Origin of the sequence: Dialister histaminiformans (genome assembly GCF_900103425.1) — a bacterium.
In the GTDB taxonomy this organism is placed as follows: Bacteria; Bacillota; Negativicutes; order Veillonellales; family Dialisteraceae; genus Allisonella; species Allisonella histaminiformans.
Genome location: NZ_FMXA01000012.1, coordinates 1 through 12,245, shown reverse-complemented (window position 1 = coordinate 12,245; position 12,245 = coordinate 1). Strand labels below are relative to the sequence as shown.

Sequence of the window (12,245 nt, the reverse complement as noted above, 5' to 3'; positions counted from 1 at the left end):
TTCCTTTATTCAAACAAAGTGGAATCAACTATCCACCGACTTCGTCGGTCCCCCTTTCTTTCAAGAAAGGAGCATCGTTTCTCATGCTTTCCTTTTCTTAGCTTTCTTATTCTTACGTTTTCGTAAAGTCAACGAAGTGTAACATATTACCTTCATTCCTTCTGATTCACATAGTGGGTTCTACTTTCCACCATCTGATAAATCAGATGGTCCCCCTTTCTCTCCAGAACGGAAAACGTGTTGCATGCTTTCCGTTTGTGCACCTTTTCCCTTCTTGTCCTTTTAACATTTATAAGAATATCTTCCGCTTCATTCCTGCAATCTGCAAGGATTGCACGGTCTCGAGAATCCCACCTGGATTCTTGCCGACCTATGAGCCTTGGCTCATACCGCCTCGAATCCCGAAAGGATTTGCAGACAGCGAACAAAGTTTGCGGCTTTCCGGTCCACCCTTTCTTTCAAGAAAGGAGCAGTTTGGTATGCTTGCCCAAACCTACTTATAGGCTTGCTAACGAACAGAAAGATAAATTACAAGACAGTATTCCTGTTTCTGCATCATACGTTAAAAACAGGAAAATTTATACCACAAGACAAAATACTATACGAAGCTCCTTTCTGGAGAGAAAGGGGGCCCGCCAGCTTTTTGCTGGCGGGGGATAGTTGATTCCTCTATGTGAAACTACAGGAAATATGGATATTACAGCCAATAACAACCAAACATGGTGATAATCCTACTCTTTCAAGAAAGGAGCTTCGTTGCGCAGGCTTTACTTCTCTTAGTTTTTTCATTTTTCCTTTATAAAAGACATAAGAAAACGAGATTTCCCGTAAAAAAGGGAAATCTCGTTTTACTATATTCTTCGGTTTTGTCTGAAAGGGTCCCGCAAGGTTTCCGTTCTGATGTCTGAAGAAAACCTTGCGGGTTTTCGTATCTGAGGGTAATCCTTCATCAGGTTGGCAAATCCCCTCAATTCTCAAACCTCATACCTGCATTTTTTTGCCCCTCTTTCAGTTAATCGTTGTGTTCTGGGTATCATTTATCATGGATTCCATAGTATCCACCGGGTCAGTGGATGGGATTTCTGTCAGCATCATTTCCCAGAATGCTGCGCGGTTTTCGTCCGGTTCCACACCGACAGCGCCATGGCGGAAGATATTTACCAGGCTTTCTATGGCCCGGATGGATTCTTCCCCAAACATAATAGAAGCCCTGGAATACCACTCTATAGCTTTTACGCCGTCCATCGCAACGCCGCGCCCCATTTCGTAGCATTCGCCCATGTGGAAGGCTCCGGCTGCACAATTGGCATCGGCCGCCCTGGTATAGAATTCCATAGCCTTCTTCATATCATGGACCTGGTTTCCACCTAAGTAATCGTAAATTTCTCCCATACGTGCCAGTGCAACCCCAGCGCCGAGGCCTTCCATATGGGATGCCTTTTCATACCATGACATAGCCTGTTCCATATCAATATCCAGTCCATTTCGGCCGTTCAGATAACAGTCTCCCAGATGGGCGGCGCACATAGCCAGGCCTTCTTCGGCCCCTTTCTGGTACCACTGGATGGCTATTTCCGGATTCTTTTCCACGCCTTCCATGCCCTCTTCATATATGCTCCCGATATTCATAATCGCCATTTCTGCAGAAGGAGCGCCTGGCTTGCAGGCCCGGGTGAAATAGGAAACAGCCTTTTCTCCATCCGGTTCAACACCCATCCCATGTTGGTAGCAGTTCCCCAGAAACAGGCAGGCATCGGTGGAGCCGGCTTCCGCTCCACGGGTAAACCACTCCATAGCCATTGGCAGGTTTGTTGGAATACCATCCGCTCCCTGCAGATAAATCATGCCGATTTCCTCTGCACATTCCGCTTCGGATTTTCCTTTTTTATTCCATGCCTTGCCAAAGTAGTCCAGCGCCTTTTTCCTGTCCATGGGAACTATCACCCCGTTAAGGTAGCATTTCCCCAGCGTATAGTATCCGAATTCCTGATCCAGTTCGGCGGATTTTTTCGCCCAATCTATCGCCTTATTCATGTCCTGTTTCAGTCCGGCCGAGCCTCCGGCATACATGAGGGTAAGTGAATTGGCCGCTTCACCGGCTGCTTCATCCCCCATCAGATATACCCGGGTAAGAAGTTCCGCTGCCTTTTTCCCGTCCGCCTTCACGCCGGATCCGTGGAGATAGGCATCTGCCAGGTTGAGGATTCCCCAGTCAAATTCTTCATCGGCTGATTTCTGCAACCACTGAAGGATTTCCTTATCCAGCTCTTCGGATGGTTCTCTGCACTGTTCCAGAATCAGAGCTATCCGGCAGGATGCGCGGCCTGCATATTCTCCTCCACAGTCATAAGCCTTCTTATACCATGTCATCGCCTGTTCCGAATCCGGTTCCGTGCCTTCTCCATGCTCATAACATTCTCCCAGGGCAAAGAAGGCCTCTTCCAGATGACTTTCCGCTGCCCGTTCATACCAGAAAAAAGCTTTTTTCATATCAGGCCTGATTCCTATACCGGCTTTGTAGATTTCGCCTATGCGGCAGGCTGCATAACCAGAAACTTCATCCACCATATCGTAGGCCCGTTCATAAAGCTGAAGCGCTTTTTCCTTGTCCATGGTACAGCCCTTGCCCTGATCATACATACCGGCCAGATCATACAACCCGGGAGCGCACCCCAAATCAACGGATTTCCGGTACCATGCAAGGGCTTTACTGAAGTCAACAGATAACCCCGGGAGGCCATTTTCATACAACATGCCCAACCGGTTGGCTGCTTCCCCTGATGCCTCATCATCCTGTTCATAGGCCATAGTGTAGTACTTAATGGCCTTTTTCGGGTTATACTTAACCCCCCGGCCAAGCGCATAATTATCTGCCAGATTATAAGCTCCCCAGCCATAGCCCAGGGATGCGGATTTTCTGAACCAGCGGCAGGCCTTTTCCATGCTGAACCATTCAAAGTCCTCATCGCTGTAAATCAGTCCAAGACTGTTTGCCGCAATACCTGATGCTTCTCCATAGGAATTATAGGCATGACTGAACCATTTGATGGCCCGTCGTATGTCAGGTTTTCCGTTTATTCCATCTCTCAGAAGGGCTCCGGCATTATACATTCCCCAGGTGGAGCCCAGCCTTGCCGACAAGCGGAAGAGGGCATAGGCATCCTCATCCTGGTCCCCCTTCTGGCGAAGCAGAAGCCCCATGCGGTTCGCCGCCTGAGCCGCCGCGTCATCATCATATGTATTAAGGACGTCCTGGTACAGGTAAAACGCCTTTTCCCTGTCCAGTTCCGTTCCCAGGCCGGTTTCACTGGCAGAGGCCAGATTGTACAGTCCCCAGGAATATCCTGCTTTGGCTGACTTTCTGAACCAGGATACCGCTTTTTTATAGTCCGGTTTTTCTCCGGTTTCCCCTTGGTAGACATGGCCTATGTCATTGGCCGTAACCCCTTCCGCCTCTCCATGCAGTTCATACGCTTTCTTATACAGTTCCAGCGCCTTTTGGGTGTTTTTACTTTCACCAAGCCCCCAGGCAAAGCAGCTGCCCCAGTCGCAGTATCCCCAGTCATATCCTCTTTCAGCAGATTTCCGATACCACCTGGCAGCTTCCTGAAAATTCAATTTTCGGTGGAAATGAATATCGCCTATACTATCGGCTATCTTTCCTTTGATTTCTTCTGTGTCAGGTGCATCCCATGCCCTGCCATACCACAGAAGGGCTTTCTCTTCATCTGGTTTGTCTGTCCATCCTTCTGCGTAGCAGCATCCCAGATCGTACATGGCCTGGCCATCCCCCTGATCAGCCTGGTTTTGCAGCAATGAAATAGCTTCCCTGGCATTCCCCTCATTTACCAGTTGTTTCACTTTATCTTTTAATGATTCTGTCATTTGTGTTCTCCTGTCCCCTTTCCCTCAGTGATATCCCTATCCGACATGACTCCTTACGAATACTCAGGACATAACCATTACTTATATTATCTTTATATATATTACACTATGGCCAGATTTATAGCCATTCGCAAAGATTCCCCCTTTCTATGTAAAAAGAATATTCATCGCATGAATTCCTGTGGATTTATAAAACCAGGAAATTACCACCCGTAGTTAGTCCCTGTACCATCTCCTTTTGGTGTTAAAGGATTGCAGGAGTAGAATCGAAAATGCATACAAGACAACTTAAAAAGCAGAAAGAACCGGAATGAACTCAGAATCTTTCTGCTTTTCACAAAGAGTCAACAGGCCGTAGACTTATTCTTTCTGATGTCCCCACATGGAGACATCGGCTTTCCCAGGCTCAATCCATAGTATCCGCCCAGTTTTCGTCATAATATCCTTTTTTAATATCTGTACCCAGTTTCCCGTTTTTAACCTGGTACATATAATAATCGGCCTGGCGAATCATATTTCGCAGTGTTTCCTTGCTATCTGCATAGCCATAGACACATCCGAAGCTTCCATGTGGTGCACTGGCTGCACCGGGGATGTCAATCCGGGATATCGCTTCGATAACCTGCTGCATCTTCTGGTCGAATTCTTCTTCCGCCAGATTGGCAATGACCAGAAATTCATCGCCACCATAACGGAAGCAGTTTTTCTTTCCAAAAGCCTGTATCAGAATGTGTGCAAAGTTTACCAGCACATGGTCTCCGGCTTGATGCCCATTAGCATCGTTATACTGTTTGAATTTATTGATATCCACCATCATAACCATGACCCGGTGACGAACAAATGAAGTAAACCCATAGCGAAGTCCCAGACGGTTTTCTGCCTGTGTAAGGGCATCGGTACGAGACAGATGGTACAGTTCCAGATTTTTCTGTTTCAGCACCTGGTTCTGTTCTTCCAGTTGTGTCCATTCGTCTCTGAGCTGTTCCATGCGCTGCTTATATTCCGGCGCAAATTTCTGCATGCTATCCACTTTGTCAATCAGTTCCAGTACATAGGGCTCGTTATCCATTTCCACATAGCGGCTTTCCACGTAATAACCCTGGTCTCCCGCAGAAGCTATGCGCCTGTGCACGTTATGATCCTTCAATGTCTGCCTGGAAGTACAGTTACAGCAGGCGGCATCCCGCCCCAGCAGATAATAACACTTGTACGGGGATGTATATAATTTTCCATTCTTATCCAGAACGCTGGCAGTTTGTGTCTTTGGATCCACCAGACGGACATAGTCAAACACTGACTCATAAAGTCTGAGCTGCTGTTCCATCTGCTGACGGCTGAATTTCCGTATACTCCCTTTTTCTATCTCCGGTAGCTGCGGATTATCCGCTTTCATACGGGAATCGGCGAGAGCCACCATATCTTCCACGGCGTGAGTTTCGGAATAAAGGGCCGCCCCAATCATGACCTGCAGAGGGAAAGACTTCCCTTTTCCATTCCATGACAGAGACTGCAGCGCCTGTCTGATCCGGTTTTCCCAGGTTTCCATCGCCTGCGGTGTCTTACACGAAATAAGGATCAAAAAACGGGCTTTGTAAATCTGAATGATTTCCGCCTCTTTCGGAAGTATACCGCCTGCCGTCCTCAAGATGGATTCCTTCATGGCATGGCATGCCTTTTCTCCCAAGAGCTGGCAGAATTCTTCTCTCCTCAGTATCTGAATGGACAGACAGGCAAAATTCTCTCCTAATTTCTCATACTTCTGTTTCCACCGGTTACCTGGAGACATTTTCGCCTCTTCCTGTTGCTGTCTCGCAGCAAAGAGAGGATGCCTGTCTCCACCAACCTGTCCCCGGTTGGTTATATCCACCGAATATCCGATGATTCCCTGCATTGCACCATCCTTCCACACCGGCAGCTTGCTGACAAGGAATGTGCGCCTTTCCCCATTCCATGTTATATTCCGCACCTGGTTCAACACTCTGGCTCCCGTGGTGAGGATTCGCTCCTCCTCTTCCTTCACTTCTTCCGGATACTCGTGCATGTCCAGTTCTTCATCAGTTTTCCCCAGAATCTCTTCCCGTGTCACATGATAGGACGCCAGAAACGTATCATTGGCCGCCACATACCGATGGTTATTATCCTTGCAGAAAATCCCCATATCGCTGTGATAGAACAGCGTATCATACAGCCCGGCCTTCCAGTCTTCCACCTGTTTTTCCGGCTCCGCATCCAGGAAGGTAAATCCTTTATCTCCCGGAAGCTCCCGCAGCATGTTCTCCGTTATTACCTTAAGAAGCGGGACAAACCGGATATAGGCATCACATGCTTCTTCCATCAGGTTGCACACCACCAGCAGCGCCTGCACCTCTCCCTTATGCAGGAATGGCACCAGAATGGCATTATCCACCTTGCTTACCATCTCCCAGTCCCATTGGCCCTTGACATTATCGATGGCCTGATGCACGTCCTGGATAATAACCCCGCTGCCGCGATACAGCATATCCCACAACCGGGGCATCAGATTGCTTTCCGGCACATCCTGTACCAGCGGTCTGTATTCAGGAAACGCACCATGAGTGCATTCTATAGCCATATCATAAGTTCCGGAGGTATTGCGCAATATGAGTGACATATACTCGCCATGCAGGGCTGTCAATGTCCCCTCCATAAGCCGTTTAATCCGCTGTTCCGGAACGTTTTCCTTCAATGCTATGGCCGTCTGCTGCTGCAGTGCCTCCAGCATTCTGATCCCCCAGGGACCCATTCTGTTTGTTTCTCTTCCCTCAGAAGCTTCTGTCTGAAATTCTCTGTAAAGCTGCATATTCCCTCAATCCGAACTTATCTCAATTCTGTTCATAAGAAGTGCAGGAATCCAACTCCTGCTGATTTCGGCCATGCACTGTGCTGCTTATCAGACATGAAAAAAGTGCATTGCCATTCCGCAATGCACGCTAAAAGTATAATTTGCAGCTGGCTGCCATGTTAAAGGCCCTGTAGCTTTGCGTCATTGCTTTTCAACAATTTTGCCCTGAGATACATCATGTATCTCTCCCTGTAAAATTCATATTCCCACCATACCACATATTCCCCTGCCTGTAAATGAATTTTTGATAAAATTTGTCAGATTTTATTTTCCTGTTCCATCCCTTATTTCTGCGGAATACAGGTTTACATGTAATTTTGATACGTGTGTACAAAAATCTTTGGTATGTGCTATCATATATAATAAATATAAAAACATTATTACAATTATAAACCTGACTACAGGATACCTTTTCATGTCCTGTCACCTTTACGTAAGGAGGACATATCATCATGCCAGGAAATAAACGAATGCTGGGCGTAGCCATTCTGAATGTGCTGAAAGAATATTCAGATGCGGAACACCCATTGAAACGCAATGATATCATTGCGCTGGTTCAGAAACATTATAATCTCCATTGTGACCGGAAAACGGTTACAGACAATATTCATGGCCTGCAATCCATGGGATATGAAATCGTTTCCAGCCGCAATCCCAGCGGCACCTATTTTGCAGGACGCCCTTTTGAAGAGTCTGAACTCCGTATACTGATTGACGATATCTTATTCTCGCCTATGATCTCTCAGCCTCAGGCCCGGGAGCTGATTAAAAAACTCATAAGTCTGGGCGGACAGCATTTCCGGGAAAAGGTTCCCCATATCCGGAACCTGTCGGCTCTGCCCCATGGCGTAAATCAGCAGATTTTCTATACCATAGATATACTGAGTGAGGCCATTCATACACAGCACAAGGTATCATTCACCTATAACCAGTACGGCACCGATTTCCAGCTCCATCCCCGCCGGGAGGAGCCCTATCTGGTAAGTCCGTATGAAATGGTAACCTCTGCTGGGAAATATTACCTCCTCTGCAACTGCGAAAAATATGACAATATATCCCATTTCCGCCTGGACCGGATTACGGACATCCATATATCAGAAGAACCTCTGCGCCCAGTGAAGGACATTCCTGGATTTGAACAGGGGCTGCAGCTTCCTGTCCGTATGGCCGAAGATCTGTACATGTACTCCGGACATACGGTGGATGTAACTCTGGAAACCACTCCGGAAATGATGAATCAGCTGGTAGATGCCTTTGGCGATAATTTTACGGTAACCAGTGAGAAGGATGGCCTGCTGTATGCGTTCCTTCATGTGAATGAACAGGCCATGTGCTACTGGATACTCCAGCATGGCACAGAAGTAAAAGTGCTGCAGCCGGAAAGTCTGAAGCAGAAAGTCATCAACGCCATACAGCAGATGCTGACTCAGTATGAAGAACCCGGTGCGAAAGAGTCAGAACTGCAGACAGAAGAAGCCATAAAAGACAGGTGTGAGGGGGAAAAGCAAGTTCAAGAGTTGAGCTTTGACGTTTGAGAAAAACCTCGCAAGAATCCTTTCCGAATTCTCGGGCCTGTACCTTAATATCAACATGGCAGATGTTTTGTCCTGTCTTGTGAAAACAGCGAGCTTTTGCCCGCTGTTTTTTCGTTTTCGGGAAAAATATAGAAAAACTTGGTATATTGGTATAATAGATTTTTCACGGAAATTTTGGGGATGAATAATCAGCAGGTAAAAATCTGAAAGGGTGGAAATGGACATATGGCCTTTCAGTAAGTGGATGATCCACCAGGCCATTTCCCAGGTAACGCGCGTAAAAGGGCATTGATATCTTCCGTTATGGTCTCCCCGCAGGATATGCTGCGAAATCTGTGCCCTGAGAACTCTATGTACTTCTTTTCTTTGGGAAGATTTAGAAAATCCTTAATAAGTACAGAAAAAGCCCTATAACTATACATACGGGATTGGCCGTGAGAACAGAAGAAGTCCTTTGCAGTTCTTAAACTGGTAAACCTGGTATGGCAATGGGGATTCATATAGTCGGTAATATGGTCTACGCGGAAATATTGATAATTAGAAGTGATTTTATTATGGTAGTAAAAGAGCATTGTTATTCCTCCTTGTGTGGTTTTGGTCAACTTACATTGGAGTAAACAATGCTCTTTTTCAATGCCTGTTTTCTACATTATTATTTTTATTTCATAAAAAAGCGTGAAGAGCCACTTTTTCCTGTATCCCAACAAAGCAAAACAACTGTCCCCCTAGGCAGACTGCAGTGTTCGCCTGCAGATTTCAAACGGTCAGACTTCAGGCAGGTAGTGGATAATCCGTATAGCTTATTGTATAAACCCATAACATAAAAAAACGATTTCCCTGAATTGGGAAATCGTTTTTTATTTCCTGAGTTTACCCGCGGCAAAGCAGGATGCCCTGCAGCGCCCCCAGGAACCTCGGCTCATACAGGCATGAGAATGGCCAGGCTATCCTCACAGCCCTGCAAATCCTATGATCCGCCCCACCTTGAGCTTTAGTGCATCTATCTCATCTGTCCAATCCCCTCATCAGATTGAGTCCCTTCCAGAACAGATCATGTACTGGCTGATTGTATCCGTGGGTATCATCCATGTAGAATGGGCGCCAGTTTTTCCCCTGGTCATAGGATACGTAGGATACCTGATCATTTACATAGGGCGGAACATCAATTTCCTTATCCCCGGCCAGCAGGGCACTGTACCCGTGAAATCCTTTATTGAGCGGGCAATAGAACCATATGGTGGTTCTTGGGGTGACTGACTGAATCTGGAAACGGTCGGCCTCCGGATTATAGGATATGTCTTTAACATCAACAGAGAAAATATACCCTGTATCCCGGTCCTCTGCCACCATCCGGGCCGAATTTTTATACATATACACAGCAGACCCCATATGATCATACATGTTCACTATCCCGGAATTTCCATACAAATGAATCGGAGCCTCTGCTCCATGCACCGCCAGCGGCAGTGACAGAAGGGTTGCCAGCCCCATAACCAGAATTGATTTTTTCATGATCAACCTCCTGGCCCTTTATTTATTCAGACCATTGAAATAAGCCACGGCTTCCCTGTTGAGCGGAATCGTCATGGTTCCTGCCGCATACGGTCCCAAACCATAAGGGCCATATACCAGGTCAATATTTCCATTCTTGCGAAGCACATAAGAATCTGTCAGTTCCGACACACCAAACATGTCATCCTTGTAGAAAGTCTGCACATCTCCTGCTTCATCCAGCTCCTGCACTTTCCCTTCTTCCAGTGCTTTCTGAAGCTGTGCTGCATCCTTTATGCGGACATAGTGGGAAAGCGGAATACGGCTTCCGGTGCGCTTGTTGTATACCAAACCATAGGTTTCATTCCAGTTATGCGCCGCCTTATCGGGATAACGGGAAACATGAATCAGCAGGGAAATGACATCGTCATCCTCATAAGTTACCTCATAGTCCATATAAGCGGAGACAAACTCCTTGTCCGCATAGGAATCAAACGTGTCCTTTACCAGCCTGTACAGGTCGTCATTGATGCGCCTCTGCGCATACGGGCGCTGAGTAAATACAATTGGATAAGTGATATCCAGATCATTTCCTTTCATGGTCCCCTGCCCGGTATAAGCTGAGGCAGTGGAAACGCCAGCCATCAGACCAACCCCCAGAACCGCCGCAAGCAGATAAGATTTGTATTTCATAAACATACTCCTTTCACAGAAAAATATGTATAATTACCTGTCTATATTATAAGATATCCCTGCAAGTGAGGATTGAACTGATGATGGAAGATCACGGTCGGAAGAAATCCTTACCGTATTTACAGAACGACAAAAATTTCTGTAAAATTTTTGAGTATGTGCATTCTGTAAATAGCCTCTTTATCAAAAGGGCAGAACATTAGCTTACTTTCCTTCATACAAACATACATATATCAACTATCCACCATCCGCCTAACGGATGGATTCGAGACAATGGATTGTCTCGAATGCCTGCAAATCCTTGATATCTTAATATATGGCAGGCGGGCGTGGTAACAATGTCTTGTTGCCACGGGATACAAGTCTTCTATCTAAGAAATTCATTGAATTTCCATAAAAATGGTATCCAGGTCCGTATTAAAGCCTGATAACGGTAAGAACGCAGATTTCTGACTAAAACAAACCTGGAGATTGGATATTGTGCACCATGATTGGCTATCGTATTCCAGAGAGGAAAACGTGCTGCGTGCTTTCATTAATCAGCTTTTGCATTCTTGCCCTTTGCAAGAAGAGGACATTTGGTATCTAGGTCCGTATTAAAGCTTGCTAACGAACAGAAAGATAAAATACAAGACGGTATTCCTGTTTCTTCCTTGCGTTAAGAATGCGAAAGCTATTTAACAGGAAGAACACAGTGCGTTTCCCTCTCTAAACTGACTCCCAAAGTTTTGCCTCATCTTGTCTGTTAAATTTCTCGTCACTTGCACACTCAATTCCCGCATCTGTCTTTGGTTTTTTACCTGCCCTTTCTGTATATTTATACTATAATAAAGAAAAGTATATCTGTTTTTCATAGAGAGGAGAATCCCTATGCATATGAAAAAAATATTTTCTCTGGCCCTTCTGTTGACCACATTGACTGCTTCCATGGTATCTGCCAGTGTACAGACCGGATCTATCCAGAAGGTCAACCTGGATTTAAAATACCCTCTGGTATACACACAGAATCAGACGGCGCAGAAGAAAATCAATCAGGATATTGCCACCTGGGTATATGATTCCAAAAAGGGATATGATACAGGAGAATTTTATTCTGTAGAGACCCAATATGAGGTGACATACGAGGACGATTCTGTCATCTCCCTTGAACTTATTAACCTGTCCTATCCTGCAGGAGCAGCCCATGAATGGGTATCCTACGATTGTATTGTCTATAACAAGAAAACCGGAAACCGGATTCCTCTGTACAACTATGTACGCATCCGAAATGCAGACCAGCTGGAAAACGGAATATTATCCATGGTACTCCCCTTGTACAACGAGTCTGATGAAGAAGTGGAATATGATTCCGAAAACTGGCCGGTCGAACGGGTATCCCAGGATTATCTCCTCCGTGGGGGCGGAACCATCGACCTGGTTTATCAGCCATATGAACTGGGGCCATTCTCCGATGGCGCTATCAGCATCCGTTTTAGCCCTGAGGCTATCAACTACTTTAACCGTATGAACAGTTGAAACAGAGATACGAAGATTGAGCAGGCGAGATCTGAGAAAACTGGCAGGCATACTGCAAATAGCCATCATCTGGAAAGCTTGATGGCTTCCTATCAGACTAAAAGAACTCAGAACATTTTCATGCTTTCCTTCGGTATAGCTTCTACCTGTTAACGATTCGGCGAGGTATAGCATAAAATAGTAGATATACATTTTTTGATGAAGATATAAGTATCGAGGAGAAAATAAACAACGCAATCTCACAGAATGAATTTGAATTGATA

The 12,245-nt window shown here is 45.9% G+C and carries 6 protein-coding genes and 1 riboswitch; of the genes, 2 read left to right on the top strand and 4 right to left on the bottom strand.

What is annotated here, in order from left to right:
* Positions 1-1,008 precede the first annotated feature (1,008 nt).
* Together BLQ79_RS05190 and BLQ79_RS05185 are read right to left on the bottom strand one after the other, a co-directional pair.
* On the bottom strand, positions 1,009-3,885 hold the full coding sequence (locus tag BLQ79_RS05190; protein ID WP_091364548.1) for an SEL1-like repeat protein: 2,877 nt from the start codon (positions 3,883-3,885) through the stop codon (positions 1,009-1,011).
* A 406-nt stretch (positions 3,886-4,291) separates the two neighbouring features.
* Entirely contained in the window at positions 4,292-6,628 is a 2,337-nt protein-coding gene (locus BLQ79_RS05185) for a GGDEF domain-containing protein (RefSeq protein WP_159427850.1), read from the bottom strand.
* A 219-nt stretch (positions 6,629-6,847) separates the two neighbouring features.
* Positions 6,848-6,923: riboswitch (cyclic di-GMP riboswitch) on the bottom strand.
* A gap of 277 nt (positions 6,924-7,200) precedes the next feature.
* Between BLQ79_RS05185 and BLQ79_RS05180 the strand changes: the two genes are divergently transcribed.
* A complete protein-coding gene (locus BLQ79_RS05180) occupies positions 7,201-8,283 on the top strand; it encodes a helix-turn-helix transcriptional regulator (protein ID WP_091364546.1) in 1,083 nt (360 codons plus the stop codon).
* Between the two features lie 1,005 nt (positions 8,284-9,288).
* Here BLQ79_RS05180 and BLQ79_RS05170 read toward each other — a convergent pair.
* Both BLQ79_RS05170 and BLQ79_RS05165 read right to left on the bottom strand, forming a co-directional pair.
* Positions 9,289-9,795, bottom strand: coding sequence for a hypothetical protein (locus BLQ79_RS05170; RefSeq protein ID WP_091364544.1), 507 nt, complete (start codon positions 9,793-9,795; stop codon positions 9,289-9,291).
* A gap of 18 nt (positions 9,796-9,813) precedes the next feature.
* Positions 9,814-10,467, bottom strand: a complete 654-nt coding sequence (locus BLQ79_RS05165) for a DUF3298 domain-containing protein (RefSeq protein ID WP_091364543.1) — start codon at positions 10,465-10,467, stop codon at positions 9,814-9,816.
* Between the two features lie 876 nt (positions 10,468-11,343).
* Between BLQ79_RS05165 and BLQ79_RS05160 the strand changes: the two genes are divergently transcribed.
* Positions 11,344-11,982, top strand: coding sequence for a DUF4163 domain-containing protein (locus BLQ79_RS05160; protein ID WP_234944934.1), 639 nt, complete (start codon positions 11,344-11,346; stop codon positions 11,980-11,982).
* Positions 11,983-12,245 lie beyond the last annotated feature (263 nt).